Source organism: Pseudarthrobacter leeuwenhoeki, assembly GCF_055412885.1.
The window spans coordinates 18,244-44,202 of the sequence record NZ_JBVAYY010000020.1; the positions used below are offsets into that span (position 1 = coordinate 18,244).

Consider the following 25,959-nt stretch of genomic DNA (forward strand, 5'->3'; position numbering starts at 1 on the left):
ACTGAAGGGAACAGCCAATGACTTTCTGGGACTTCTTTTGGCTCATGATTTCTTTTGTTCTCTACGTGTCGTATTTGGTGGTCCTTTTCCTGATCGTAAAGGACATTTTCGCTGATGCCACGCGTACCGGCTGGAGCAAGGCTGTCTGGGTGCTGGTTCTGCTTTTCCTGCCGGTCTTCGGCGGTCTGGCGTATCTGATCGCCCATGGGCAGTCCATGGCCCTGCGGCAGGAGGCCCGGGGCGATGTGGCAAGAGATGATTTCGACGATTACGTCCGCCGAACGGCCGGGGCCAACCCCGCCGAGCAAATCGCCCAGGCCAAAACCTTGATGGACGACGGCGCACTGACGGCCGAGGAATTCAGCGCGCTCAAGCAACGCGTGCTTGGCCGGTAAACGGAAACGACGGTAGCCGCGGACGAGTCACCCGCGGGGAGTGATGCGCGGCCGTCTTGCCGGTGATGGAATCGTCAGGGATTGCCGCCTGCGTAGAAGGAGAATGACATGTGCCGCTGGCTCGCGCATTCGGGTTCTCCCGTGCGATTGGATGAGCTTCTGTACAAACCCGCCAACTCGCTCGTGATGCAGAGCAAACACGCGCGAATGGGAGTTGAAACCACCAATGGGGACGGCTTCGGCGTCGGCTGGTACGGTACCCCACCGTTGCCCGGCGTGTTCCACAGCACGGAGCCGGCCTGGCACGACCGCAACCTGCGTGAGCTCGCAGGGCGGGCCTCGGCCGGCCGCGTCTTCGCGCACATCCGGGCTACTACCGGCACGGCGGTCCAACAACGAACTGCCACCCGTTCCGCCATGGCCGGTGGCTGCGGATGCACAACGGTGTCCTCACCGACTTTCCAACGGTGAAGCGTGACCTGGCCATGGCCGTCGATCCCAGCCTCTATCCCGAAATCGAGGGATCGACAGACTCGGAAATGTTCTTCTACCTCGCGCTCACCTTTGGCCTGGAACAGGAGCCGCGCGCGGCCGTCGCTGCAGCGGTTGGCCTCATCGAAGACGTCGGACGGCGCCACGGCATCGAACACGCGATTCAGATGACAGTGGCAACTACCGACGGCGACACCGCGTGGGCGTTCCGCTACTCCAGCGAGGGCAAGTCCCGGTCACTCTTTAACAGTGCCGACATCGCAACACTTCGCGCCCAGTACCCGGACAACCCGCTCATCCACGAACTCTCTGACGATACGCGGTTGGTCGTGTCCGAACCGCTCGGGAATCTTCGCGGGGCGTGGCAGGAAGTGCCGGAGTCCACGTGCGTCGTTGTGCACGGGGGCGATCAAGACTTGTTCGCGTTGTCGCCTTCAGGTGCCTAGCTGTAGTTCACCCGGACGGTGAACAGCGTGGCGTGATGCAAAGGGCGACGGGCCTCCGTTATCGATTCGGACCGCCTACAACGGATCCCGCTACCGTTCCCGTGCCTAGCACCATACCGGCGTCGGAGGCAAAACCCCCATCAGCCGCTTTCGCAACGTCCGTGGGAATTACACCCAGCGCCAGCACCTCGTCACCCCCCCCGAAGCACACGGGAACCACGGTGAACCGCGAGCGCTTGCGGAATCGTCAGGGAAGAGGGTGCGTTGGATTTGAGTCTGACGCCCCGCCCGCCACCTGTTCGGCGTCCTGCCCGGCGCCGGTTGCAGGGCCAGCAACAACGGCAGGGCGGCACAGGAGTTCGATCAGGAGAATCGCGAGCCCGGCAAGGACTGCCGTCCAGATGGCCACGGCCGCCGTCGGGTACTGCCAGAGGATGAGGACCAGCACGGCGACGCCGATGATGACGGATTCAAGGATCCGCCGGTAGCGGGCCAGCCAGTGTTGCCACGGTTTGGCCTGCCCGGCGCCGACCTTTCCGGTCAGGTAGTCACCGGCCCGCGCAAGGCTCTGCCGGACAGACTCAGCCGGACGCGAATGACCGCTCAGGAAAGCGGCCACAGCAATCAGCAAACCCACGACAAAGACAAACCGCACGCCGGTTCGGAGCGGCGTCAGCAGGGTCTCAACGAGGCTTTGAGCCGCCGCGGGGGAGACTGTGGCCGACGGGATCGTCCTGAGGAAAATGTCCAGCCCGATGGCAAGTCCGAGGGCCAGCACCGCCATGGCCACGGCCAGTGCCAACCCAAGGCGGCTCGTCGTACGCCGTCTCCAGCCCCGCGGGGCCACAGCAATCGCGCCGACGGCGCTCAGCACGGTCATCCAGGCCAGTATTGGGGCCGTGCTGTCCAGCGTTCTGATGACCTCTGAGGCCCTGGCCAGCTCCGGCGACTGCAGGAGGGTGATCTGCGCGTCAACTTCCGGAATTCTCGTCGCTATGTCCACCCCTTGCTCAACAAGTTGGGTCTTAACCCTGGCAATAATGTCTTTGGTCGAGATCGTCACGGTGCCGGTCTCGTCGATGCTGACTGTACCGCCGGTGTTTCCTGTCGCAAGGTTGACGAGTCCCTGGTGCGCGGCCCGGTTGACCTGAATCCACAGATCCTGGAATTGTGGGCCGGCGACGAATTTGGAGACCGCGGAATGGATTAGCGACTTGGTCTGCTCAGCGATCGCGGGCGCCAGCCCCGTGATCACTGCGGCGGCCCGCGGTGCGGCGTTAGCGAGTTCGGTCATGGCATCCCGGGTGATGCCTTCGACGTCCACCGCCTCGGTGATCTGTGTGGTGACCTTGTTGGAGATCTCCGCCTGGATGGCAGGGTCCGAGGCCAACGGTGCGACAGTGGCCACGTAGCGATCAGTGTCGAGTAATTCGCTGCGCAGGTACAGGGCGGGCACAGAGGCGCAGGCCAAGACGGCAGTCAGAACCACGAGGACGATGGCAACTATCCGTCGCGCCAGATCTGCCCCCCGTCCGGGAGGTCCCAGGCGTGTCTCTCTGGCATCGTCCCGTTCGAGCTTGAGCCGCGCAACTTCGGCGCGCAACCGCAGGATTTCTTCCTGTGGCGGGCTGCCGGGGTCCCTGGAGTCATCATGGAGCGACATGGGCGCGCTCCGTCGGGGTAGCGGCTCGTCGCGCGGGCTGGACTTTCGAGCACGCACGGACCGGATGAGCCGGCATCGCCTTGAGTGCCGGCACAGTTGCGGGACTACTGGATCGCAACACGGGAACCACCTCCAATGTCTGGTTTGGGTCGGGAAATGCCTGGCTTCCCAGACTGATATCACATCAGGATCCGGGCCTTCGCTGCAGCGAATTCGTCATCAGTAAGGAGGCCGGAGCTGCGCAGATCGGCGAGCCGGGAGAGCTGGTCCGCCAGTTCTCCGCCGCCTCCCGGCGGGGGAGGTGCTGGCGCGGGCGCAACGGGCGGGGTCCGGGCACTCGGGGCCGCTGCTTCCTGTTCCCGTCGCGCTGCGCGGCGATTGGCTGCATTGGCGCTCACCTGTGGAGTGCCCGAAATAGCAGTTGTTCGAGAAACCGTTCCGAGCAGCCCGGGGCGGCCGCTTCTGGCAAATGGCATGAGAAGGTTCCTTTTTGTCGGTGTATCCCGTTCAGGTTGTGGTGACGCCATCCGCTTCGATGGCGATAACTGCATCTTCTTGCGGAATTCTCGCCTGAAGTGCTGTCACACCACCTGAGCGCCGTACCTCCTCTGAGAGCCGCTGTGACCAGCGGTGTTCGACGACGGCAACCAGCGCTATCTCGTTGTTTCCGATTGTTTCCGCCGCCAGCTCAAGGTCGGCGTCATTGAGAAGAGTCAGCGGCCGGGAATCACGGATCATGCCGGACCACGGGGCCGGCAGGTCATCCTGCAAGTCACGGACGTGCACAACCCCCTGCCCATCCCGGCTCACCAAGGCCAAATCCGCCAGGGCCACCGCACCAGACTTGACCGTCTCGCTGAGTGCCTTGATGACGGTGATGTCAATGGCCGGTTTCGTGAAGGCACAGATAATGACTTCCAATGGGCCGATCTTCATGTGCGGCTCCTGTTCCCTGGCGGGCAGTCGTGACAATTTTCATTGTCCACGCGTCGCGCCGGCCCTACCCCACCCGCCCAGGGTGATCTGTCGTCCCGCCGTCGCAAAATTCCGCTTGCGGCGGGAGCGGGCGCCCAGGGCAGCGCCCTTACTCCCGGGAGCTTGTCCGGGTGGCGGCCGCCGACGCCGGCCCGCCATTTCGCGGTGGGGCCATTCCAGCGGCAGCTGCGCTCGCACGGGGGCTGCACTCATCCGTTCCGGGTGACCGCGCCTCCGTCTTGCTCCGGCGGAGAGAGGTATGGCCCGGTTCCGCGTGGAGGGAGCAGCACGAACGTTCGGGGATTATCCGCGCAGAGTCCGGCCCGCCGCGAAAAAGGCGACCTTTGCAACCAGCACGAGGGCGCCCAGGCCAGCGATCATCTGGACCGTCACAACTGCCCGCGCGAGTTGACTCACCGGCGTAATGTCGCCGAACCCCACCGTGGCGAACGTGACCGTCGTGAAGTACAGGGCATCCACCCGGCTCAGTGGTTCGGTAAACGCCGAACGGTCCGTGGTCGACATCGACGTGTACAGCAAAGCGAAGAGACACAGGAACAGGATGACGGTCTCAACGACTGCCTCGGCCGCGCGGATTTGGGGTACTTCGGCCGCGATGATCAATCGTAACTGCACGGCCAAGGCAGTCAGAAACGCGAGCATGACAAGGCCGAGCCGGATCCATGCCGCGGCCGGGTTGTTGTCATTGAACCCGCCGATTGGAATAGCGAAGTAGAAAAAGAGGATTGCTGCCAGGGAAACCGCCAGACGCAGGACGGCGACGAACACAACATGGCGCCTGGAGGCCTTGTCCAGTTCACGGATGAAGACCGGATCTTTTCGGCTCCCCTGCTTAGCGGCCATGACTGATGGTACCCGCCCGGCAGAAGAATCTTCCGTGGACGCTGCGGGGCCGTCAGCCTGGCCGGAATGTTTGCCTCCGGAGGCGCACGCAAGGACCTTATGCCCCTGTCTAACCCGATTGGACGCTCCTACGATAAAGACGTGGGAGAGACTCGAACGTCCGCATATGTCCCGGGTCCGCAGTCCAAAACCCGGCCACCTCTGCGCGGCCTCGCAGCCTTGGAGCGCCCGCGGCTGGAAGCCGCTTTGACCGCGGCCGCTGATGCGCACCGACTGACCATCGTCGCGGCCCCTGCCGGCTACGGCAAGACCACCTTTCTGGGTGACTGGGCCCGCAACTGCGACCTGCCCTGCGCCTGGTTGTCGCTCGACCGGTTCGATGCCCAGCCAGCACGGCTGTTCCACGGCGTCGTCGGGGCTATCCAAGCTGCCGCCGGGCAGCTCCCTTTGCCCGGCAACAATGCGCTGCTGGCCTTGGAAGAGCGCCTTGCCGACGACCGGGCCGCGTCCTATGACCTCCTGCTCGGCGCCCTTGAACAACTCACAGAGCCGATGGCGCTGGTCATCGACGATATCCACCTGGCCGGGCCGGAACTGGCCGGCGGGATCGTCGGGGTACTCGCCGCCTCAGCCCCGCCAACCCTGCGGCTGGTGCTTTCCGGGCGGGGTCATCCTTCCATCCATTTGGAACGGCACAGGTTTGGAGAAGGGCTCGGGCAGCTGGGCGCTACTGAGCTCGCCCTAACCCAGAATGAAGTCGCCCAGATTGCCTACTCCCTGGGACAGGACGCACCCTTTGATGCCGAACCGCTCTGGAGGCTGACTGCCGGATGGCCGGTCGCCGTCCACGCCAGCCTCACCGCACTTGCGCAGGGCCGTCATGTGCCGGGCAGGACCATCAACGCTCCGCCCGAGAACCTGCCACTTTCCGATTACATCGCCGAAGAAGTACTCGACCAGCTGGACCAGCCTCTGGCGGACTTTATCCTGTGCGCCACGACCTGCGAATGGCTGGGCCGCCGGCTCGCCGTCGAGCTCCATGGCCAGCCCGACGGCGGCCTGCTCCTTGAGTCCTGCCTCCGCAACGGCCTGTTCATCGAGGAGTACGAATACCGCGACGGTGAATCCATGTACCGGTGGCACGCCCTGTTCGCCGCACAGTGCCGGCGAATACTGGCACGGAGGGACCCGCTGCTTGCCGAACGACGTCACCGCATCGCGGCGCGGTACTACCAGGACACGGACGTCTCCGAGTGCGTGCACCAAGCGCTGCAGGGGCAAGCGCCCCGCCAGGCTGTCGTGTCAATCGGAGGGCACTGGCTGGAGTTCCTGCTGCGGAACGGCGCACCCGCCCTTGAGCAGCTGTGTCTTGACCTCCCGGTGCCGTGGAGCGAGGACGCCGAGATGTTGATGGTCAGATCCGTCTGCAGGGACCTTGAGGGTGACAGGGGCGGGGCCTCCGAACTCAGTCAACGTGCGATGGCGCGTACGGCTGAATTGGATGCTGCCCGGCGCGGAAGGCTCGACAGCTGCCGCGGCCTCTTTGAGCCGTTGCCGGGTACCGGCCGGTTGGACGTGCGCCTCCCGGCCGACGGTGGACGGGCATTTCCCGAATTCCAGCCCGAAGGACAGCACGCCACCTTTTCGACAGGGATGTTCCTGCTTGCCCAGGCAGAGTTCAGGCTGCACCGCGGCGGACACCAGGCAGCCGTCTTGCTCGAATCGGTCGTCGCCGACCGCAGTGGTCAGCCAATGGAGCAGGCGGAAATATTCGCCGCGGCGGAAATGGCTTTGGCGTACGCCGCCGCCGGTGATCTCGTGACTGCTGACGAACTTGCGACGCAAGCGTTGGAGAGGGCGGATGCCCGGGGCTGGAGTTCGCAGGACCGGATGGCGGCCGCTTGGCTGGCACGCGGCATCGCGTACTACTGGCGGGACGACTTGAAAGGGGCGCGGGCCCATCTCGTAAAGGCCCTGCGGCTCGGGAACAGGCTGCCCGCGCTCGGTGCGCTCGGCGCTGTCTACCAGGTTCTGGTTGACTGTGCCACCGGCGACGAATCGCATCTTGCTGACTCCAGCGCCCTGCTGGAGTCCCTCCACGATCGGGGGCTTTACGGTGTTTCGTGGAATGACTTTCACACTATTGCCAGGGCGAAGCTCGCTGAAGCCAACGGTGACCTGGACAGCGCGTTGGCCATCGTCGAGCCGATGGGTGCCGGCGGGCACGCGCCCTTGGTGGACACGCTGCTCGCAGAACTCCTGCGTCGCAGCGGGGAGGTCAGCGCCGCCCGGCGCTGCGCCGGGGAACTGACACATCAACACCGCAACCGCTACCTCGACACCAGCATGAGCCTGACCGAGGCGCTCCTGGCCAACGGGAACAAGGATGAAGCCAAGACTCACGAACGGATAGAACATGCGGTCTATCGCGCCGAGCCCCAGTCCGTCCTTCGCCCTTTCACCGAGCGACGGGACGATATCGCGGAGTTATTGATACGGCACGCCGTGTGGGGCACAACTCATGAGTCGTTTATCGCGGCCCGGATGGCACACCACGCGCAAGGTCACCCGCACCTGCGGACACGGTCATACTGGACCCTCACCGACCGGGAACGCGAGGTCCTGACCTATATGCGCTCGGTCATGACTGCGGCCGAGATCGGCGAAGCGCTTTTCATCTCGGTAAACACCGTCAAGACACACGAACGGTCCATCTACCGCAAACTAGGGGCAACGGGGCGGCGCGATGCGCTGAAGACCGCAGCCGAACGCGGGATTATCTGAGCCGTCCGGTACCGATGGCCGGTACAGAATGTCACCCCCCGGGGGTGATGGCCCGCACCGGCAAGGGGCCAACACTTGTTATACCGCGCATTGGTCTGGCTGACGAGGGACAGCCCATCTCGGAGAGGAGCTTCCATTGGTCACCACCCCACCCAATCCTTGCGGGACCGGTCGCTCTTGCGGCAGCCGTCGCGAAAGACCGGGTGGACGCCGTCAATGCGGCGCTCAGCGACCTCGCGACTGCCGCCCAGCGCTGAGGGCCGGCCGTTTCGGCGGGATCGGTCACCAGCCTCACATTGAAGCCACCGCTGCGTTCACCTTTGACGCCGCAATACTTGAAAGCAGGAAGCCAAATGAGTTTCTGGGAGAACCTTTGGGATATTTTCTGGTGGTTCTTCACCGCATTCGTGTTCTTTGCCTACCTGTCCCGCCCGCGGCGACGCATGGCTGATCGGTCGGTCGAACGCGCCCGGCGGGACCAGGAAGAAGCTGATTCGTTTATCCGCAGGGCCTCTGACGCGAACCCCGACGAGATTGCCAAAGCCAAGGCTCTTCTGGACGCTGGAACCATCAGCCCGGAAGAGTGCGCGAGGCTCCAGAGCAGGGTCCTGGTCTGAGATCGTCTGTGGTCCTCCCTATCCGAAAGGCAGCCGTCATTTCCCCGGCAGAAGGGCCGTAAGTGCCAGTGCGCGAATTTCTGAGCGACCCCGAAACCATCGCATTGCTCGCGCTGGCGGCCCACATTTTTCTGGTGGCCGTGGCGGCTGTCCTTGTATCGATGAACCGTCGCCCGTCGTCGGCGATTGCGTGGGTGCTTGCCATTATCTTCATACCGCTGCTCGGAGCAATCGCGTATCTCTTTGTTGGATACGCGAAGCTGCCCAAGCCCCGCCGCGACAAACAGCAGGAGGTAAATGACCTGGTCCTGGCCCGGACGGAGGGGAGTCCGCTCGTCAGCCGTGGTGCTGACTGGCCCGGGTGGCTGCATTCGGTGGCTGCATTCGGTGGTGGCATTGAACAGTAACCTGGGCGCGCTGCCCATGGTCAAAGGCAACAGCGCGGAGCTCCTGCCTGACTACAACGGCACCTTCGATGCCCTGATCGCTGAGATCGAGTCGGCGGTCAGCTACGTGCACGTGGAGTTCTACATCCTTGCCCTCGACGCGACCACGGAACCGTTCTTTCAGGCGCTCGCCCGGGCACGGGAGCGGGGCGTCGCGGTAAGGGTGCTCTCCGATCATCTGGCGGGCCTGATGTTCCCGGGCCGCAAGGACACCATAAAGTACCTACGGGACGCCGGGGCGGAATATCACCCCATGCTGCCGTTGCGCCCGTTCCATGGCCAGTGGCAGCGGCCGGATCTGCGCAATCACCGCAAGATCCTCGTCGTCGATGGGCGCGTCGGATTCACCGGATCGCAAAATGTCATCGACGCCAGTTACAACAGGAAAGGCAACCTCAAACGCGGGCTTAAATGGCACGAGTTGATGATGCGCCTCGAAGGGCCCGTCGTCCGCGAGCTGGATGCGGTCTTCGCGACAGACTGGTACAGCGAAACGGGGGTGCTGCTGCCGCTGGATTCGCAGCCCCAGGTCCTTGAGCCAGGATCCCGGCTCATCGACGCACAGGTGTTGCCCAGCGGCCCCAGCTTCGACAACGACAACAATTTGAAGCTCTATACCGCCCTCATCCATAAAGCGGAGCGCCGCGTCAGTATCACCAGCCCGTACTTCGTGCCGGACGAATCCATCATGATGGCCATCGTCACGGCGGCTGCCCGGGGACTGAGTGTCGAACTCTTCGTGTCCGAGGTTGGAGACCAGGCCATGGTCTACCACGCTCAGCGTTCGTACTACGAGGCGCTGCTCCGCGCCGGCGTCAGGATCTACCTCTACCGGGCCCCCAGGGTATTGCATTCCAAGCACTTCACCATCGACGAGGAGGTTGCGGTGATTGGGTCCAGCAACATGGATGTCCGCTCGTTCAGCCTCAACATGGAGGTTTCGGTCCTGGCGCATGGGCGCGGGTTTGTGGACGGAATCCGCGGGATTGAAGACGGGTACCGGGTGAACAGCCGTGAACTCCAGCTCGATGACTGGGTCCGGCGGCCCGTAGCCCAAAAAGTGTTCGACAACCTCGCCCGCCTGACCGCGTCCCTCCAATAGCGCCGGAGGGGCCGGGGCGTGCCGGCACCGCTTCTATCGGGCGGCGTCGGTGAGCAGTCGCCGGAATTCCGCTTCCGTGTTCAGAACCAGTTTCTTGCCATTGAGGAAGAAGGTGGGAGTGCCGGTGACCCCCAGAGCCGTGCCGTCCTCGCCGATTGGGCCTTTTCGACAGCTGGGGAGGTGAGGCGGTGGCTGTCCTCGCGGACCAGTTGCGCATTAGCCGCAGTGTTGCCCGGGGACTGGGGTTGTCTTGTCGTGGTCTGTGCCATCACTACGGACAGCTTTCGTGGTCGCGGGAGGCGGCGGGTCCGATCGAGTAAGCGGTGTGGAAAAGTGCGTCCGCGTTCCGGTCTAGCCGGCGCTTCGTGGCGCGAACATGATCACGGCCACGCCGAACAGGCAGAGCGCGGAACCGATCATGTCCCATCGGTCGGGCCGGAATCCATCGAAAATCATGCCCCACGCGAGCGAGCCGGCCACAAAAACGCCCCCATAGGCTGCGAGGATGCGTCCGAAGTGTGCGTCGGGCTGGAGGGTCGCCACGAAGCCGTATACGCCCAGTGCGAGGACGCCCAGCCCGGCCCACCACCAGTCCTTGCCTTCGCGGACCGACTGCCAGACCAGCCAGGCGCCGCCGATTTCCGCTGCGGCGGCGAGAACGAACAGCACAACCGATTTTGCGATAGTCACGCCACCATCATGGCAGGGACCCTCGAACCGCACCCGCGACAAGGCCTCTCCACGTGGGAACGCCTCTGCGCTCGTTCATAATTCCCCCGCAGAAACACACCGGAATATGGCCTTCTGGCATCGGAAAGCCGTTCCAGGCGGACCGTTTCCGGGTGGTGAAGTATGGAGTTTCTCGTGAGCGGGAATACCGGAGCGGTTCCGTCTGTTGACCATCTATCCGACAACCAATCCGAAGAAGAGAGAATCACATCAGTGGCAACCGATTACGATGAAGTACGTTCCGACGTCAAGGAATCGCAGGACAGGTCCCTGGAGGCACTGCAATCTGCGAATGCCCCGGACGCGCGCAGCGTGGCTCGCGATCTGGACGAGGCGGATTCGCTGGACGACTCGATCGTCCCCGGCGGAGAATTTGTCGCCGAGGAGCTCATTGTCCAGGTCATCCCTCAGGCGGAGGACGAATTCACCTGTTATTCCTGTTTCCTGGTCCGGCACCGGTCCCAAATTGCGCGTGAAAAGAACGGCCACGCCTACTGCGTGGACTGCGAGGGCTAGAGCAGCTGGCACATCCGCTGCAGCGGCGGCGGGCGCACGGTTGCTGGCTCTGCTCAGCGGGGACGGCCAGGGGGAATTCCGGCGGGCACGAGGGGTCCGACGGCGACGTCGAACCCCGCATTAACGCCATGGCCGGTGGCTTCAGCGCCTGCTTGGGCCAGGACGTCAACGGCGCCTACGCTGTGCCCGTCAATCTGGGCAATGTTGCTGCCCGTCGAATGGTCCGGGCGCGGGTGCGAAAGCGTCGGCCCGCTTTGCGGCGGAACGCAGCAGACACTTCCATCACGGTTCGTCCGGTGCCTTGAACCGGAATCGGAACTTCGGCTCGGGTCAACTGACAGTTCAAATTTGCCGGCCATCGCCATCCTCCCGGGACCCACAGGACAAGGCACGCAAACCCTGGGTAAGAGCCATCCAGCAACGGCTCAGACGTATTTGGTGAACCAGGCCAGTGTGTCATTCCAGGCGGCGGTGGCCTGCGCTTCGACGTAGCGCTGCCCGGTGTCATTGTGGAAGGCGTGGTCGACGCCGGGATAGACGGTGAGTTGGTGGCGGACGTCCGTGGCGGCCAGGGCATCCCTCAGCGCCGGCAGTGCGCCGGTGATCCGCTGATCGAGTTCGGCGTAGACGCCGAAGACGGCCGGCTTGATGGCCTGGACTTTCTCCAGATCGGGGGACGGCCCATAAAACGCCGCAGTCGCTTTCAGCCCGGGAAGTTCCGTCGCCGCCTGCCAGGTGATGCCCCCGCCGAAGCAGTATCCGGTCATGGCGATCCGCCCCTCTTCGACGAAGTCCTTTGTCTGCAGGTAATCAAAAGCCGCTGCGAAATCGGCGACATGGCGTTGGGCGCCGGCCGCCGTGAGCGCTCCCGGGACGGCATCGCGGTCGATAACCGCGGTGCCACCTTCCCTGCTTAGCAGGTCCAATGCGAGGGCAGCGTACCCGGCCGTGGCGAAACGGCGTGCCACGTCCTGAATGTGCGGGGTCAGCCCGCGGTTTTCGTGGCAGATCAGGACGGCAGGCCCGGCTGCCCCCGCCTCCGGCCGGGCAAGGTAGGCACTGATCTCTGTTCCCCCGGCAGGGAACAGTACGGTCTCCGTCACGGGGCCGGGCGCTCCCTCGGGAACGGAGAGCGGGCTCTGGGCCCCCGGCACGGGGCCGAGGGACGCGGTGCCGGTCCCCGTACCCGACGGCGAGGGGCTGGGCGTCGGCATGGGGTCGGTGTTGCGCGGGACTTCCTCCGGCGTGCAACCCACCAGCAGCATCGCCGCAGAGGCTGCGGCCATGCTTCCGGTAATAAACGCCACCCGGCGCGTGAACGTCCGTTGACTCAGGGCGCCCGCGCGGTAATCGTCGAAGAATTCCTCGATCAGGTATTTCTCAAACTTGCCAAGCTTGGTCATCAAAGGCCTCCCGGAATGTTCGGATATCCTCCTCCGAAGTCCCTCATCCGGCAAGGGCAAACGTGGAGGGGGCGCCCGCCTACGTGCGGTCCAGCTTCGCCTGTCTCGATGACCAGCCTTGCTCATGCAGCCGCTCGAAGCCATCGAGGAGGAGGTCGAGGGCGAATTCGAACTCGAACTGGTCGTCGCAGCCGTGCCCGACCACCGACCCTTCATCGTGGTTCATCGAGGTGGCGATCGCGGCGATGTTCGGATAGCGGGCCGCCATCTGCTCGAGCACGGCGGCCTGGGCTTCCGGTGGACTCCCTGCCGGGGACGGCGCCGTCGGGCCTGCCGGGGCGTCGAACAGTTCCTGGGTGAAGCCCCACATGCGGCCCCCGATGGCATGCATCACGTGGTGCGTGAGGTCAATGGAGAAGCCGCCGGCCAGGAACATGCCGGTGAACGAGTCCATGTAGCCAAGGACGGCGGGCGTCTTGTTGGTCCGGGATTCGATGGCCTGGCGGGCCCACGGGTGCCGCTGCAGCGCCTGCCGCGCCGAAAGCACCCGCACGCGGACGGCGCTCTTCCAGTCCCGATCCGGCGCTGGGGGATCGATCTCGCCGATGAGGCTCGCGACCATCCCGTCGAGCAGTTCGTCCTTGTTGGCGACGTGCTTGTAGATCGCCATCGGCACCACCCCGAGCTCCTCGGCGAGCCGGCGCATGCTGAGCGACTCGAGGCCCACGGCATCAGCGAGTGAGACGGCGGCCTGCAGTACCCGCTCCCGGTTCAGGGGCGTGCGGCGTGTGGCCTCCAGCTGCTGGGTCATCCCGACAACCTTTCCCTAGCGGCACCCTCTTGACAAGTGTACAGCGTACACTTACCGTTGGACTACCGGGTGTACGCCGTACACCACCTGAACTGAGGACCAGGCCATGACACCAAAACCCAGCAGTGCCCCCGGGCCCACCAAGCGCCCCGGGCGGCGTCGCGTACCCTCGTGGGCCGTACCTGCCGCCCTGATCCTGTTGAGCCTCATCCCCGTGATCGCCGGGGTGGCGCGGCTGACGGAGCTGGCCGGGGGCGCCACCGTCACGCCACAGAACGCCAGGTTCTTTGCCTCCCCGGTCCCCGTCGTGGTCCATATCGTCAGTGTCACCATCTACAGCCTGCTCGGTGCGTTCCAGTTCGTTCCCGCGCTGCGGGGCAGGCGCGGCTGGCACCGCATCGCCGGAGGCATCCTCATTCCGGCCGGTCTGTCCGCCGCCCTCTCCGGACTGTGGATGTCGGCTTTCCACCCTCTCCCGGACGGCGACACCGATGTCCCGGTTCGGCTGCTCTTCGGTTCGGCAATGCTGCTAAGCCTCGTCCTTGGGGTGATCGCGGTCAGGCGCCGGGATTTTGTCCGGCACAGCGCGTGGATGACGCGCGGCTATGCAATTGGCGTCGCGGCTGGAACCCAGGCCCTGGTGATTCTGTCCTGGCTGCTGCTCGTGGGTACGCCCGGCGAGCTGACCCGGGCGCTGCTGATGACGGCGGCCTGGGTGATCAACCTGGCCGTGGCCGAGTATGTCATCCAGCGACGCGCCCGATTCTTCGTCCGCACGCACCGTCCCGCACGCACGCACCGTCCCGCCGGCCGCTCCGTCCGGACCGCTGCGGGGGTGGCGCGGTGAAGGCCGCCGTTTACCGGCAGTTCGGGCCGCCGGAGGCCGTGCGGGTCGAGGAGATGGCCAAGCCCCTGCCCGGCAGCGGCGAGGTACTGGTCAAGGTGCATGCGGGCACGGTGAGCGCCGCCGACCACCGCGCACGGGGCCGCGATGTTCCCCGCGGGCTGGGGATGCTGGCCGCGCTGTCGTTGGGCATCTTCAAGCCGCGGCATTCCGTGCTGGGCATGGACATCGCCGGCGTCGTCGAGGCTGTCGGTGCGAACGTCACCAAGTTCCGGCCCGGCGACGCGGTGATCGCGATGCTCGGCGCCAGCTTTGGCGGGCACGCCGAATATGCCTGTGTGCCCGAGGGCGGCGCCATCACAGCCAAACCCCGGAACATGACGTTCGAAGAGGCCGTGACACTTGTCTTCGGTGGTCTCACCGCACTGGTCTTCTTCAGCCGCGCAACAATCACACCGGGCGACAGGGTCCTGGTCAACGGAGCCTCCGGAGCAGTGGGCACCGCAGCCGTGCAGCTCGCAAAGCAGCTGGGTGCGCAGGTCACGGGCGTGAGCAGCGCCGTCAACGCGCATTTGGTGGCGTCACTGGGCGCGGACCGGGTGCTCGACTACTCGGCCGGCGACTTCACGACGGGGGACGAAAGGTACGACGTCGTCATGGACTGTGTCGGCAATCTACCGTTCGAGCGGGCTGCGGCATCGATCAAGCCCGGCGGGGCGCTTCTGCTCGTCGTGGCCGACCTTCGAGGAATAGTGCTGGCCCCCTGGCGCAGCCGGGCGAGCGGAAAGCTGGTCACCGCGGGCAGCGTCAAGTACACGGCCGAGGATCTCGCGTTCCTCGTCCGCCTTGCCGAACGCGGGCAGTACCAGGCGGTCAGGGACCGCACCTACGACCTTGCCGACGTCGTCGAAGCGCACCGCTTCGTCGACGCGGGGCGCAAAAGGGGCAACGTCGTCCTGCGGATGCCAGCCAGCGGAACAGTGAGAATGTCTTAATCCGACATGCCAATGCCCCACGCCGCCCACAGTTCCGTAACATTGAAGAAAGTAGTGCCTCCGGCTTGCCAAATTCATCGATAAGGACTATCAAGGTGACCCTCGAATCATTGCCCGTCCTGGACCTTTCCCGTTTGAGTGCTGGCCCGGAGGAGGCCTCGCGGTTCCGTGCTGATCTGCGCGACGCCATGCACGAGGTCGGCTTCCTCTACCTGGCCGGGCACGGGATCCCGCCGGAGCTGACGGATTCCATACTTGAGGTCTCCCGACGCTTTTTCGAGCTGCCCGACGAGCAGAAACTCGCGGTCGAGAACGTCAACAGCCCGCAGTTCCGTGGTTACACCAGGGTTGGCGGCGAGCTCACGGACGGTGCCGTCGACTGGCGGGAGCAGATCGATATCGGCGTCGAGCGTGCTGTGGTGGAACCGAAGCCGGGCGTCGCGGACTACTGGCGTCTCGAGGGCCCCAACCTGTGGCCCGATGCCCTCCCCGAAATGCGCGGCATTGTCCTGGAGTGGACCGAGCGGCTGAGTGAGATCTCGCTGACCCTTCTGCGTGCCCTGGCGTTGTCCCTCGGGGCGCCCGAAGACACGTTCGACGAAGCGTTCGCCGCACGGGCCTTTCCCCTGCTGAAAATTGTGCGGTATCCGGGGGAGTCCAACCCGGAGCCCAGGCAGGGCGTGGGCTCCCACCGCGACGGCGGCGTCCTGACGCTGCTCCTCGTGGAGCCAGAAAAGGGAGGGTTGCAGGTCGAGTACCAGGGGCAATGGATCGACGCCCCCCAGGTGCCGGGAACGTTCGTCGTCAATATCGGTGAGATGCTCGAACTGGCAACCAACGGGTACCTCAAGGCGACCCTGCACCGGGTGATCTCGCCACTGCGCGGTACCGACCGCATATCGCTTCCGTTCTTCTTCAATCCGGCACTGGACGCGACGATGCCGCAGCTCGCGGTCAGCCCGGAGTTCCAGGCCAGGGCCCGCGGCCTGTCCGTTGATCCGACGAACAGCCCCATCCTTGAAACCTACGGGGACAATGCCTTGCGCTACCGGCTGCGGGCCCACCCGAACGTCGTCGCCGAGCACCACGCGGACCTGCAGAGCAGCTGAGCCGCCCCGTTTCCGTTGCGTACATCGTCCTATGACACGGATGCGCTCCGGCGCTGCGGGAATCCGCGCAGCGCCGGACCGCTTGCGCCGCGCAGAGCCGGAAGCGTAACGAGAACGCGCCCGACGGCGATTGGGGGCTGCTGAGGCCGGACAGTGCGGTGGTAAACGCAACGAACCAATGGGACGGTGCCGCGAGGACGATCAAAGACAGGTAACCGGCGGTCACGTCGGTCATGCGTGGAGCGCCCAGGGATTCACCGGCGTCGTCGATGGCTGTGTAGATTTCGCCAAGAGTTGCGCCGGGGACAGCGGCCAGCGGATTCCACACGAGAGTCTGGAGGGCGCCGGCGATGGAATAGGCGTCCAGCGCCGCGGATCCTATGCCCGCTGCACTGACAGCCCAGAGCTTCGGATCACTTCCCCCATGAACCATGGATCAGCCGACGGCGGCGTGATGCAGAGCGGATGCCGGCGGGATCGGTCGGGGCGGACGTGGCCGGTCTGAACCGGGCCCGTGCTGGTCATTCCACAGCCGGGTCGCTGATCGGGAGGTCCGGTTGCCACCGGGGGACCAGCAGCCGCCTATTTCCAGCGGAGCGGCCCGGGCGGAGACGAGGTCCACGTGCGGAAGAAACGCTCGCGGGATTCCTCACCGGCCACTTGTTCCAGGGCGTGCAGCCGCCCGTAAGTGAATGCACTTTTTCCGCGGTGGCTGGCGGCCAACTCCTGCAGCAGCTCCCGGGTGACGGCACTGTCATGGTGGTCGCCCAGGATCTCCTGGATCTCTTCGGCAGCCCGTGCAACCGTGGTGGCCCGTTTTCCGAAAACCGGGGCGGCCGCTTCCGCCGCATAGCGCAGCCGCTTGGCGCTTTTCCGGACTTCATGGAGTGCAGCGTCCGCGGCCGGACTGTCGGAATCGGGGTCGAGGGCGCGGACCTCTTTCTTTAGGCGCTTGCGCTGCTTCTCAACGAGCCGGCCCACCGTCTGCAAAGCTTCCGTTCCTGCGGTTTCGGTCAGCGGCGGTTCCGCCAGGAAGGCATCCAGCGCATCGAGCAGCCGGAAGTAGCGGGCACTCTTCAACGCGGCCAGGCCCTTCGCGCGGGCATTGTGGGCCGCAGCATCGAAATGCTTTTCGATCTGCCGCGCAACAGGACCCAGCAGGAGGTCCGGCGGCTCGGCGCCGATCAAGTCCAGCAGCCGGGCCCGCATCACCTCATTGTCCCGGGCCTCACCCACGCTGCCGGCAAGCCATTGAAGCTCTGAGCGCAGCGATCCGGTGACGTCGCGGTCGGCAAGTGTCCGGAAGGTTGCGAGCGCGGACCGGATCCGGCGGGCGGCCACCCGGAGCTGGTGGACGGCGTCCGGCTTGTTTTCCCGGATCCCGGGGTCGTGCTTTTTGAGTGCCTCGACCTGCTGGCCCAGATAGGAAAGGAGCACTGCCGAAGCTGGTCCCTTGGGTTCCGGCGCGGGTGCGGGTTTGTCGCCCGCGGGATAGCGTTCGCCCAAGCCGCGGGCGAGTTTGGATGGCAGCGCCGCCTTGTGGCGGCCCGTTTCAGCGAGCAACGCGTCGGCGCCTTTGAGCAGCCGCCTGGGGCCGTCGATGAGTTCGATTTCCCATTCCCGCCAGGTGGAGTGTGCCTGCGGCTCCTGCAGGGTCTGTGCATCCACCCGGTCATCGCTGAAATCAGCCAGAGCGGTACCATCGGACGCAAAGAGCCGCTGCGTGGTGCGCCGGGTGTTCAGCCGTGCTACCGGAATCACGTCCTGGTCCCTCGTATGGACCTGAACGAGCCGCCGCAGCCGCCGGGGCACCGACTCCGGATTCTTGCCGAACTGCACCGTGAATTCCTGACGTTCCCCGACCGCGACAGGGAGTTTCAAGTGCCATCCGTCGTCATGTCCACCGGTCCGCCGCCGCAGGGTGATCCCGCGGGACGCCAGCGCCAGGCCGGCTGTATCGAAGTAGACGGCGTCGAGGGCTTCGTCCTCAGGTGGCCCCACCCGGTCCACCCCGGGCAGCGACTCCAGAAACGGCAGTTCGTCATCCTCGCCGACGTCGTATTTTCGCTCTACCTCGAGCATGTCAGTGTCGGTCATAGACCAGACTAGGCCCGCCGCAGATCGAGCCGCATGAGTCGAAAGTCCCGGTATCGACGCGAAGCCGCGTTCGGTGCAGGAACGACCGTGGACCGGACAGCAGGTCCGGGCGGAAAACGGTGTCCCGGCTTTGTGGGGACAATGGAGGTGTGACTACTCCGGCTGTTCCGCTGACCCTTGCTCCCGCACCGTTCAAGCTGGAGGTCATTGGGTCCGGCCTGGCCTTCGGGCACTCGCTCGGCGAACTGACCGAGGCACTGCGGACCGGCGGCCCGGGTGCGACCGCGGTGGTGCAGGCGCCGCCGGGCACCGGCAAGACAACGCTGGTCCCTCCGCTGCTGGCCAACATCGCTTTAAGTGCAGCAGGACAGCGGGGAAACAGGGTCAACGCACGCATCATTGTCACCCAGCCGCGCCGGGTCGCCGCGCGCTCTGCGGCCCGGCGGCTCGCTGCGCTGGACGGCAGCCGGCTGGGGGACCGGGTCGGGTACACGGTCCGCGGCGAACGCCAGACCGGCCCGGGCGCCCTGATCGAATTTGTCACCCCGGGCATCCTGTTGAACCGCCTGCTCGCGGATCCGGGACTGGAGACCGCCAGCGCCGTGATCCTCGATGAAGTGCATGAACGCGGCCTCGAAACCGACCTGCTCCTCGGCATGCTCACCGAAGTCCGCCAGTTGCGGGGCGACCTCGCTCTTGTCGCCATGTCCGCGACGCTGGACGCGCCGCGCTTCGCCGCCCTCATCGGAGCGGGCGGCGACGCGGAGGATCACGAGGCGGCGGACCACGACGCCGGCCGCCCGGCGCCCGTCGTCAACTGTCCGTCCGCGCTGCACCCGTTGGCGGTGGACTGGGTACCGGCCGCGGTTCCCCGGCTGGATGAGCGCGGAGTGACCCGGGCCTTCCTGGACCATGTGGCCGACACCGCCGCCTCGTCGCATGCTGAAGTACTCGCGTCCGGCCCGGACATTGACGCACTGGTGTTCGTCCCGGGGGCGCGGGAAGCGTCGTACGTCGCGGCCCGGCTGCGCGGCCGCACTCGCGCTGAGGTTATGGAACTGCATGGGCAGATCGGCCCGGCAGAGCAGGACCGCGCCGTGTCCGGCCGGGAACCCGGCGGCAGCGCACGGATCATCGTGTCGACGTCGCTCGCCGAGTCCTCGCTGACAGTCCCGGGAGTCCGGCTGGTCATCGACTCCGGGCTGTCCCGGGAGCCGCGGCGGGACGCAGGCCGAGGAATGTCCGGGCTGGTGACCGTATCCTGCTCCCGCGCTTCCGCCGAGCAGCGCGCCGGGCGGGCAGCCCGCCAGGGACCGGGACGGGTGGTCCGCTGCTACGACCAAAAAACCTACGGCGCCGCGCCGGCCCACCCGACGCCGGAGATCGCCGTCGCTGACCTCACCGGCGCCGCCCTGGTCCTGGCGTGCTGGGGATCGCCCGGCGGCCGCGGGCTGTCACTGCCGGACGCCCCGCCGCCGTCCGCGATGGACGAAGCCGTTGAGGTGCTGCGGGAACTCGGCGCGGTGGCACCGGACGGCCTGGCCACGGATCTCGGCAAGGCCCTGGCCAGGGTACCCGCCGATCCCCGGCTGGCCCGGGCCCTGCTGGACGGGGCGGCCGCCGTGGGGAACCGCGCCGCCGCGGAAGCCGTCGCGCTGGTCGCGGGGGACCAGCGCGCCCCCGGCGCCGATCTCTCCCGCCTTTTGGCGGCCCTGCGCACGGGCAGGGATCCGGGGTCCCGGCGCTGGTCGGATGACGTCCGGCGGATGGAGACCATCGCACGGCAGGAGCGCGCCGGCGTCGCAGCCCCGCCCATCGCGGCCGCAGTCACCCCCCGGGAGGCTGTCGGGGTCGTCGTTGCCCTCGCCTTCCCGGACCGTGTGGCGCGCCGGGTTCCCGGAGACGGCCCGGAGCGCTACCTGCTCACCTCCGGGACCCGGGCCGGGCTCCCGGCCGGAAGCTCCCTGTCCGGACACGAATGGCTCGCCGTCGCCGAAGTCTCCCGGGCCCAGGGGCGCGATGCGGCCGGCACGGGAGCTGTCATCCGTTCGGCAGCGCCGCTGACGGCCGACACAGCCGAAGCCGCCGCCCGGCACCTCCTGAGCGAGACCGTAGAGGCCATGTTCAGCCAGGGCCGGGTCACTGCCCGGAAGGTGCGCCGGCTGGGCGCGATCGTCCTTTCCTCCACGCCGGTACGTCCCTCCGCCGCAGACGGCCGGGCGGCAGTAGCCCGGGCGCTGGAAAAGGAAGGGCTGGGAACGATTGGATGGTCGACGGCGGCCGACGCCTTGCGCCGCCGGCTTGCCCTGCTGCGCCGGGAACTCGGGGACCCATGGCCGGATGTGTCCGAGCCGGCGTTGCTGGCCCGCCTGAGTGAGTGGCTCGCACCGGAACTTGAGGCGCTGGCCGGCGGGGCTGCCACGAGCGGGATCGACCTGGCCGATCCCCTGCGGCGACTGCTGCCCTGGCCCGACGCCGCCCGGCTCGGGGAGCTGGTCCCGGAACGGCTGGAGGTGCCGAGCGGTTCCTGGGTCAAAATCGACTACCCCGACGTCGGCGACGACGGCGCCCGCCCGGTGGTTGCCGTCAAGCTCCAGGAGTGCTTCGGCTGGGACCGGACGCCGCGCCTCGTAAGCGGCCGGGTGCCGGTTCTGTTCCATCTGCTGTCGCCGGCCCGGCGGCCCCTGGCCGTGACGGACGACCTGGCCTCGTTCTGGTCCGGACCCTACGCGCAGGTCCGTGCCGAGATGCGTGGCCGATACCCCCGGCACCCGTGGCCGGAGGATCCGTGGACGGCGCCGGCGACCGCCCGGGCCAAGAACCGGAACTGAAGCACGGGCGGCTGTTACGTCATTGTGACGCGACTCACGGTGGGTTGGGTATCCTAGGAGTGGTCATGCAGTCGGCCGTACATGCTTCACAGGGGATCTTTTATCATGACCAGCAAACTCGGCATCACTGTCGCTGTTGACCTCAGTTCGGAATCCGCACTCGTATCACCGGTGGGCCAGCTCACCGTTCAGAACGTCGCAAGCCTTATTGCAGTTGCCCGCCGGGCAGGTTCGTTTGGTTCCGGTCTCGACTCTGTCGTGGACCTGCGGAATCTCACCGCCGCCGACCCGGAAGCTGTCGCGATGATCCGCGATTCGGGATGGCAGGGGCGCCGCCTGCTCGGAGCCGGCCCCGCCGGCCGGAAGCGTGCAGCATGAGGCCGGAACTGGCCGGCAGCCACCGATCGACCGCCCATGCCCACGGTGCGGAACTGATGTTCGATTCTTTCCGCCGCTGGCCCCGGGTACCGTCCCCGCAGCTGGTGCGCCTCCGCTCGGCGCTGCTTCAGTGCGTCGAGGTGGCCGCGCCGGAGAACGGCAGGGATCTCTCGGAGTCCGCCGGAACGCTGTTGCGGCTGGTCACCGATGAGCTGGACCGCCGCAACGGCCACTCCGCGGGTCCCGCGGAACTGCCGGAAGGATTCCGGCGCGCACGGCGCCGCCCTCACGCGTAGATGGTCGGAATCGCGGGTTCGCCGCGCTGGAGCCGGTTCACGACGGCGGGCAGTTCTGCCATCGTCTCGGCGTGCCGGCGCCGGGCCCGCACCACGGCCTCCGGTCCGGTCCATCCGGGAAGGAGCTCTCCATCCCGGATGAACTGCTGCAGCAGCGGCCTGCCGTTCGGTTCCTCCGCCGGCGGGTGGCCAACCCCGAGGACTTCGTGAGTGGCCGTGCCCTCGCCGTCGAGCCGGCGCACCGCATGTTTCCGTCCGCCAACGTTGATCTTGTTCTTGGAACTCTTAGCGACCGCGATGTACTCCCCGGCGTCGTTGGTGCGGCCGACCAGCTTGTAGACCATGCCGGCGGTGGGGGCGCCGGAACCCGTGACCAGCGCCGTACCAATGCCGTACGAGTCAGCCGGTGCGGCCTGGAGCGCCGCAACGGAATATTCGTCGAGATCGGACGTGACGACGATTTTCGTGTGCACGTTGCCCAGGCTGTCCAGCAGCTCACGGACCCACCGGGCCTGCGCCATCAGGTCGCCGGAATCGAGCCGCACCGCCCCCAGCGTGTCGCCGGCGAGTTCGACGGCTGTCCGGACGGCCGCTTCGACGTCGAAGGTGTCCACCAGCAGCGTGGTCCCGGGTCCGAGCGATTCCAGCTGCGCCCGGAACGCGTCGCGTTCGGTGTCGTGCAAAAGGATGAAGGAATGCGCTGCTGTGCCGACGGTCCGGAGGCCGAAGCGCCGGCCGGCTTCCAGGTTCGACGTTCCGGCGAAGCCCGCAATGACGGCGGCCCGGGCAGCCGCGGCGGCGGCTTCCTCCTGGGCCCTGCGCGAACCCATTTCAATGCAGGGCCGTCCGCCTGCCGCGCTCACCATCCGGGACGCCGCCGAGGCTATGGCACTGTCATGGTTGAGAACGGACAGTACGAACGTCTCCAGGATGCAGGCCTCGGCGAAGGTGGATTCCACGATCAGGACGGGGGAGTAGGGGAAGTAGGCCTCTCCCTCGGGGTATCCCCAGATGTCGCCGGAGAACCGGAAGTCCGCGAGGCGGGCCAGGGTGTCGGCATTGACAACGCCGGTCCGGTCCAGGAACTCCAGCTCCGCGGGACCGAAGCGGAAACCGGCGAGGCCCTCAAGCAGGCGCCCGGTTCCGGCCACGATCCCGTACCGGCGCCCCTCCGGCAGTCCGCGGGCGAACGCCTCGAACACGGTCCCGCGCTCCGCGGCCCCGGAGTGCATTGCCGCCTGCAGCATGGTCAGTTCGTAGTGGTCGGTGTAGAGGGACGAACTGTGGCGGTCCCACGCCGGCGAGGTGTCCATGATTCACCCTAGCCCTCCCCGGGCGGGGGTCAGCCCGGAGCGTCTGCCGCCGGTGCCGACGGACCGCCGCCGTTCCGGCTGCAGACGGACAGGACGGCCGGCTTCGTACCGTTCTCAGGAATGGGTGGGTTCCTCGACGAGGGCGGTGGCGATGCTGTCGGCGTCGTCCAGTGCGGCGAGGTACCGTTCGGCGTCCAGGGCCGCAGCGCAGCCGGTGCCGGCAGCGGTGATGGCCTGGCGGTAGCGGTGGTCCACGGCGTCCCCGCACGCGAAGACGCCGGAGAGGTTGGTGACCGTGGTGGGCGAGTCGACCGTGATGTAGCCCTCGGCGTCGAGCTCCACCTGGCCGTGCAGCAGTTCGGTGCGCGGGACATGCCCGATCGCGACGAAGATGCCGGTGGCGGCCTGTTCCCGGGTGTCGCCGGTGCGGGTGTCGGTCAGGGTGACGCCGGTGACCTTGGTGTCGCCGTGGATGGCGGTGATGGCGGAGTTCCACGCGAAGCTGATCTTGGGGTTGTCCTTGGCGCGCTGGGCCATGATCCGGGAGGCCCGGAGCTCGCCCTTGCGGACCACGACCGTGACGGACCGCCCGAAGCGGGTCAGGAACGTCGCTTCCTCCATGGCCGAGTCCCCGCCGCCGACGACGATGATGTCCTGGTCCCGGAAGAAGAACCCGTCGCAGGTCGCGCACCAGGAGAGCCCGTGCCCGCTGAACTTCTTCTCCTCCGGCAGGCCGAGTTCCTTGTAAGCGGAGCCGGTGGCGAGGATGACGGCCGGCGCCTCGTGCGCCTCCCCGGCTGCCGTGACCACGCGCTTGAGGTGGCCGGTGAGCCGGACTTCGGTGACGTCGTCGAACACCACCTGTGCGCCGAATTTCTCGGCCTGGGCCTGGAGCCCGTCCATGAGCTCGGGGCCCTGGATGCCGCCGGGGAAGCCGGGGAAGTTTTCCACCTCGGTGGTGTTCATCAGGGCGCCTCCCGCGGTGACCGCTCCGGCGATGACCAGCGGTTTCAGGCCGGCCCGGGCGGCGTAGATCGCCGCGGTGTAGCCGGCAGGGCCGGACCCGATGATGATCAGCTGTTCAGCGGGACCGGTGTCAGGGTTTACGGTGTCAGCGCTCATGGTCGTGCTCCTTGGCGGTTGGTCTTGGTACCGGGTGGTCTTGGTATCGGTTGGTCTTGGTGCCGGTTACTTGGCGGCGGGGACGAGGGAGGCGATGAGGTCCTCGATGCGGGTCTTGATGTCGTCGCGGATCGGGCGGACGGACTCGACGCCCTGGCCGGCCGGGTCCTCGAGTTCCCAGTCCTCGTAGCGCTTGCCCGGGAAGATCGGGCAGGTGTCGCCGCAGCCCATGGTGATGACGACGTCGGATTCCTTCACGGCTTCGGTGGTGAGGACCTTGGGGATCTCGGCGGACATGTCGATGCCGAGTTCGGCCATGGCCTCGACGGCGGCCGGGTTGACCGCCTCGGCGGGCTGGGAGCCGGCGGAACGGACCTCGATGGCGCCCCGGCCCAGGGTGGTGAGGAACGCGGCGGCCATCTGGGAGCGGCCCGCGTTGTGGACACAGACAAACAGGACGGAAGGCTTCTTGGCGGTTTCGGGGCTCATTCGGGTCTCCTGGGGTTCGACGGGGTGGGAGTTCAGCGCACGACGGCGGCGGGCGTGAAGAAGCGGGTGCGGGCCCAGAGGGCCACATAGACCAGTGCAACAAGAACCGGGACTTCGATCAAGGGCCCGACGACGCCGGCGAGGGCCTGGCCGGAGGTGACGCCGAAGGTTCCGATGGCCACGGCGATGGCGAGTTCGAAGTTGTTGCCGGCGGCGGTGAATGCCAGGGTGGTGGTTTTGGCGTAGCCCAGATCCAGCCACTTGCCGATCAGCATGCCGGCGCCGAAGACCACGAGGAAGTAGACCAGCAGCGGCAGGGCGATCCGGACGACGTCCAGCGGCCGGGAGGTGATGGTGCCGCCCTGCAGGGCGAAGAGCAGGGTGATCGTGAAGAGGAGGCCGTACAGCGCCCACGGGCCGAGCCTGGGCAGGAACGTGGTTTCGTACCAGTCGCGGCCCTTGGCCTTTTCGCCGATCGTGCGGGTGAGGAAGCCGGCCAGCAGCGGGATCCCCAGGAACACGAGCACCGATGCGGTGATCGCCCAGAACGAGAAGTCAGCGCTGGTGGTCGGCAGGCCCAGCATGGTGGGCAGCGCCTGGAGGTAGAACCAGCCCAGGGCGCCGAACGCGAAGACCTGGAAGACGGAGTTGATGGCCACGAGGACGGCAGCGGCTTCGCGGTCCCCGCACGCGAGGTCGTTCCAGATCATCACCATGGCGATGCAGCGGGCCAGGCCCACGATGATCAGGCCGGTCCGGTATTCAGGCAGGTCCGGGATGAAGATCCAGGCCAGGGCAAACATGAACGCCGGCGCCAGCACCCAGTTCAGCACCAGGGAGGTGATCATGAGCTTGCGGTCCCCGATCACGCGGTGGGCCTGGTCGTAGCGGACCTTGGCCAGCACCGGGTACATCATCACCAGCAGCCCGACCGCGATCGGCAGGGACACCTGGCCGACCTTGACGGTCTCCAGCGCGGTATTGAGCCCCGGGATGAAACTGCCCAGGAGCAGTCCCAGGACCATGGCGGCAACGATCCACACCGGCAGGAAACGGTCCAGCGTGGAGAGCTTGCCGACGACGGCAGCCCCGCCATCAAGGGTGGGTGGCGGGTTGGTCTGGATGCTCACGGGGCTCCTGTGCTGCTCAGCATTACGCTAAATTGATGAATGTCGATATGAACTCTTCCAAATCACATCGATGAATGTCAATCTGTGCGGCGGTGGGCAGGATGAACACTGT

General features: G+C 66.4%; 25 protein-coding genes and 1 pseudogene. 13 read left to right on the plus strand and 13 right to left on the minus strand.

The window, feature by feature from the left end; translation table 11 throughout:
* Positions 1-17: 17 nt before the first annotated feature.
* Positions 18-395: a PLDc N-terminal domain-containing protein gene (locus ACZYX4_RS15670; protein WP_463877542.1), complete on the plus strand. Its 378-nt coding sequence runs from the start codon at positions 18-20 to the stop codon at positions 393-395.
* 434 nt (positions 396-829) lie between these two features.
* Positions 830-1,333: a class II glutamine amidotransferase gene (locus ACZYX4_RS15675; protein ID WP_463877544.1), complete on the plus strand. Its 504-nt coding sequence runs from the start codon at positions 830-832 to the stop codon at positions 1,331-1,333.
* 247 nt (positions 1,334-1,580) lie between these two features.
* On the opposite strand, the gene ACZYX4_RS15680 is transcribed toward ACZYX4_RS15675, so the two are convergent.
* From ACZYX4_RS15680 to ACZYX4_RS15695, 4 genes are all read right to left on the minus strand, one after another.
* Complete coding sequence (locus ACZYX4_RS15680) at positions 1,581-2,996, minus strand: hypothetical protein (protein ID WP_463877545.1); 1,416 nt, start codon at positions 2,994-2,996, stop codon at positions 1,581-1,583.
* Between the two features lie 179 nt (positions 2,997-3,175).
* Positions 3,176-3,394 (minus strand): SHOCT domain-containing protein, encoded by a 219-nt coding sequence (locus ACZYX4_RS15685; RefSeq protein ID WP_463877548.1) that lies wholly within the window; start codon positions 3,392-3,394, stop codon positions 3,176-3,178.
* A 109-nt stretch (positions 3,395-3,503) separates the two neighbouring features.
* Positions 3,504-3,932, minus strand: coding sequence for a hypothetical protein (locus ACZYX4_RS15690; protein WP_463877551.1), 429 nt, complete (start codon positions 3,930-3,932; stop codon positions 3,504-3,506).
* Positions 3,933-4,274: 342 nt separating this feature from the next.
* A complete protein-coding gene (locus ACZYX4_RS15695) occupies positions 4,275-4,760 on the minus strand; it encodes a potassium channel family protein (RefSeq protein ID WP_463877554.1) in 486 nt (161 codons plus the stop codon).
* Positions 4,761-4,976: 216 nt separating this feature from the next.
* Here ACZYX4_RS15695 and ACZYX4_RS15700 point away from each other — a divergent pair, with 216 nt between their 5' ends.
* From ACZYX4_RS15700 to ACZYX4_RS15715, 4 genes are all read left to right on the plus strand, one after another.
* Positions 4,977-7,619, plus strand: a complete 2,643-nt coding sequence (locus tag ACZYX4_RS15700; protein WP_463877556.1) for a helix-turn-helix transcriptional regulator — start codon at positions 4,977-4,979, stop codon at positions 7,617-7,619.
* A 353-nt stretch (positions 7,620-7,972) separates the two neighbouring features.
* Positions 7,973-8,236 carry a hypothetical protein gene (locus ACZYX4_RS15705; RefSeq protein WP_463877559.1) on the plus strand — a complete coding sequence of 88 codons (264 nt, stop codon included), beginning with the start codon at positions 7,973-7,975 and terminating at the stop codon, positions 8,234-8,236.
* A 68-nt stretch (positions 8,237-8,304) separates the two neighbouring features.
* Complete coding sequence (locus tag ACZYX4_RS15710; protein WP_463877561.1) at positions 8,305-8,643, plus strand: PLDc N-terminal domain-containing protein; 339 nt, start codon at positions 8,305-8,307, stop codon at positions 8,641-8,643.
* Positions 8,627-9,784 (plus strand): phospholipase D-like domain-containing protein, encoded by a 1,158-nt coding sequence (locus ACZYX4_RS15715; protein ID WP_463877563.1) that lies wholly within the window; start codon positions 8,627-8,629, stop codon positions 9,782-9,784. The genes ACZYX4_RS15710 and ACZYX4_RS15715 overlap by 17 nt, the downstream gene beginning before the upstream one ends.
* 33 nt (positions 9,785-9,817) lie before the next feature.
* On the opposite strand, the pseudogene ACZYX4_RS15720 reads toward ACZYX4_RS15715, so the two are convergent.
* Both ACZYX4_RS15720 and ACZYX4_RS15725 read right to left on the minus strand, forming a co-directional pair.
* A pseudogene (locus tag ACZYX4_RS15720) lies at positions 9,818-9,931 on the minus strand (DsbA family protein); the annotation flags it as partial.
* A gap of 204 nt (positions 9,932-10,135) precedes the next feature.
* Entirely contained in the window at positions 10,136-10,474 is a 339-nt protein-coding gene (locus tag ACZYX4_RS15725) for a YnfA family protein (protein ID WP_463877565.1), read from the minus strand.
* 252 nt (positions 10,475-10,726) lie between these two features.
* Between ACZYX4_RS15725 and ACZYX4_RS15730 the strand changes: the two genes are divergently transcribed.
* Positions 10,727-11,029 carry a DUF4193 domain-containing protein gene (locus tag ACZYX4_RS15730; protein WP_463877568.1) on the plus strand — a complete coding sequence of 101 codons (303 nt, stop codon included), beginning with the start codon at positions 10,727-10,729 and terminating at the stop codon, positions 11,027-11,029.
* Between the two features lie 425 nt (positions 11,030-11,454).
* Here ACZYX4_RS15730 and ACZYX4_RS15735 read toward each other — a convergent pair whose 3' ends face one another.
* The gene (locus ACZYX4_RS15735; protein ID WP_463877570.1) at positions 11,455-12,432 is read right to left on the minus strand and encodes a dienelactone hydrolase family protein; all 978 of its coding nucleotides are present in this window, start codon (positions 12,430-12,432) and stop codon (positions 11,455-11,457) included.
* A gap of 79 nt (positions 12,433-12,511) precedes the next feature.
* Positions 12,512-13,243: a TetR/AcrR family transcriptional regulator gene (locus ACZYX4_RS15740; protein ID WP_463877572.1), complete on the minus strand. Its 732-nt coding sequence runs from the start codon at positions 13,241-13,243 to the stop codon at positions 12,512-12,514.
* 106 nt (positions 13,244-13,349) lie between these two features.
* Here ACZYX4_RS15740 and ACZYX4_RS15745 point away from each other — a divergent pair, with 106 nt between their 5' ends.
* The 3 genes from ACZYX4_RS15745 (at position 13,350) to ACZYX4_RS15755 (ending at position 16,191) form a co-directional block, all read left to right on the plus strand.
* Positions 13,350-14,090 (plus strand): DUF2306 domain-containing protein, encoded by a 741-nt coding sequence (locus ACZYX4_RS15745; RefSeq protein ID WP_463877575.1) that lies wholly within the window; start codon positions 13,350-13,352, stop codon positions 14,088-14,090.
* Positions 14,087-15,082, plus strand: a complete 996-nt coding sequence (locus ACZYX4_RS15750) for an NAD(P)-dependent alcohol dehydrogenase (protein WP_463877577.1) — start codon at positions 14,087-14,089, stop codon at positions 15,080-15,082. Before ACZYX4_RS15745 ends, ACZYX4_RS15750 begins: the two co-directional genes overlap by 4 nt.
* A 95-nt stretch (positions 15,083-15,177) precedes the next feature.
* Positions 15,178-16,191 (plus strand): isopenicillin N synthase family dioxygenase, encoded by a 1,014-nt coding sequence (locus ACZYX4_RS15755; protein ID WP_463877578.1) that lies wholly within the window; start codon positions 15,178-15,180, stop codon positions 16,189-16,191.
* Between the two features lie 582 nt (positions 16,192-16,773).
* Here ACZYX4_RS15755 and ACZYX4_RS15760 read toward each other — a convergent pair.
* Positions 16,774-18,288 (minus strand): CYTH and CHAD domain-containing protein, encoded by a 1,515-nt coding sequence (locus ACZYX4_RS15760; RefSeq protein ID WP_463877581.1) that lies wholly within the window; start codon positions 18,286-18,288, stop codon positions 16,774-16,776.
* 149 nt (positions 18,289-18,437) lie between these two features.
* Between ACZYX4_RS15760 and hrpB the strand changes: the two genes are divergently transcribed.
* From hrpB to ACZYX4_RS15775, 3 genes are all read left to right on the plus strand, one after another.
* Positions 18,438-21,119, plus strand: coding sequence for an ATP-dependent helicase HrpB (gene hrpB / locus ACZYX4_RS15765; protein ID WP_463877582.1), 2,682 nt, complete (start codon positions 18,438-18,440; stop codon positions 21,117-21,119).
* Between the two features lie 105 nt (positions 21,120-21,224).
* The gene (locus ACZYX4_RS15770) at positions 21,225-21,497 is read left to right on the plus strand and encodes a hypothetical protein (RefSeq protein WP_463877584.1); all 273 of its coding nucleotides are present in this window, start codon (positions 21,225-21,227) and stop codon (positions 21,495-21,497) included.
* Entirely contained in the window at positions 21,494-21,793 is a 300-nt protein-coding gene (locus tag ACZYX4_RS15775) for a hypothetical protein (protein ID WP_463877586.1), read from the plus strand. Before ACZYX4_RS15770 ends, ACZYX4_RS15775 begins: the two co-directional genes overlap by 4 nt.
* Here ACZYX4_RS15775 and ACZYX4_RS15780 read toward each other — a convergent pair.
* From ACZYX4_RS15780 to arsB, 4 genes are all read right to left on the minus strand, one after another.
* Positions 21,784-23,106, minus strand: coding sequence for a nicotinate phosphoribosyltransferase (locus ACZYX4_RS15780; RefSeq protein WP_463877589.1), 1,323 nt, complete (start codon positions 23,104-23,106; stop codon positions 21,784-21,786). The two genes, ACZYX4_RS15775 and ACZYX4_RS15780, sit on opposite strands and share 10 nt — an antisense overlap.
* 114 nt (positions 23,107-23,220) lie before the next feature.
* On the minus strand, positions 23,221-24,228 hold the full coding sequence (gene trxB / locus ACZYX4_RS15785) for a thioredoxin-disulfide reductase (protein ID WP_463877591.1): 1,008 nt from the start codon (positions 24,226-24,228) through the stop codon (positions 23,221-23,223).
* Between the two features lie 66 nt (positions 24,229-24,294).
* Positions 24,295-24,717: an arsenate reductase ArsC gene (locus ACZYX4_RS15790; protein ID WP_463877594.1), complete on the minus strand. Its 423-nt coding sequence runs from the start codon at positions 24,715-24,717 to the stop codon at positions 24,295-24,297.
* Between the two features lie 32 nt (positions 24,718-24,749).
* Complete coding sequence (gene arsB / locus ACZYX4_RS15795; RefSeq protein ID WP_463877625.1) at positions 24,750-25,841, minus strand: ACR3 family arsenite efflux transporter; 1,092 nt, start codon at positions 25,839-25,841, stop codon at positions 24,750-24,752.
* Positions 25,842-25,959 lie beyond the last annotated feature (118 nt).

Coding starts and splice junctions, on each gene's coding strand:
- ACZYX4_RS15670 (WP_463877542.1), top strand. CDS start 18: ATGACTTTCTGGGACTTCTTTTGGCTCATGATTTCTTTTGTTCTCTAC.
- ACZYX4_RS15675 (WP_463877544.1), top strand. CDS start 830: ATGCACAACGGTGTCCTCACCGACTTTCCAACGGTGAAGCGTGACCTG.
- ACZYX4_RS15680 (WP_463877545.1), bottom strand. CDS start 2,996: ATGTCGCTCCATGATGACTCCAGGGACCCCGGCAGCCCGCCACAGGAA.
- ACZYX4_RS15690 (WP_463877551.1), bottom strand. CDS start 3,932: ATGAAGATCGGCCCATTGGAAGTCATTATCTGTGCCTTCACGAAACCG.
- ACZYX4_RS15705 (WP_463877559.1), top strand. CDS start 7,973: ATGAGTTTCTGGGAGAACCTTTGGGATATTTTCTGGTGGTTCTTCACC.
- ACZYX4_RS15735 (WP_463877570.1), bottom strand. CDS start 12,432: ATGACCAAGCTTGGCAAGTTTGAGAAATACCTGATCGAGGAATTCTTC.
- ACZYX4_RS15740 (WP_463877572.1), bottom strand. CDS start 13,243: ATGACCCAGCAGCTGGAGGCCACACGCCGCACGCCCCTGAACCGGGAG.
- ACZYX4_RS15745 (WP_463877575.1), top strand. CDS start 13,350: ATGACACCAAAACCCAGCAGTGCCCCCGGGCCCACCAAGCGCCCCGGG.
- ACZYX4_RS15760 (WP_463877581.1), bottom strand. CDS start 18,288: ATGACCGACACTGACATGCTCGAGGTAGAGCGAAAATACGACGTCGGC.
- ACZYX4_RS15770 (WP_463877584.1), top strand. CDS start 21,225: ATGACCAGCAAACTCGGCATCACTGTCGCTGTTGACCTCAGTTCGGAA.
- ACZYX4_RS15775 (WP_463877586.1), top strand. CDS start 21,494: ATGAGGCCGGAACTGGCCGGCAGCCACCGATCGACCGCCCATGCCCAC.
- ACZYX4_RS15780 (WP_463877589.1), bottom strand. CDS start 23,106: ATGGACACCTCGCCGGCGTGGGACCGCCACAGTTCGTCCCTCTACACC.
- trxB (WP_463877591.1), bottom strand. CDS start 24,228: ATGAGCGCTGACACCGTAAACCCTGACACCGGTCCCGCTGAACAGCTG.
- ACZYX4_RS15790 (WP_463877594.1), bottom strand. CDS start 24,717: ATGAGCCCCGAAACCGCCAAGAAGCCTTCCGTCCTGTTTGTCTGTGTC.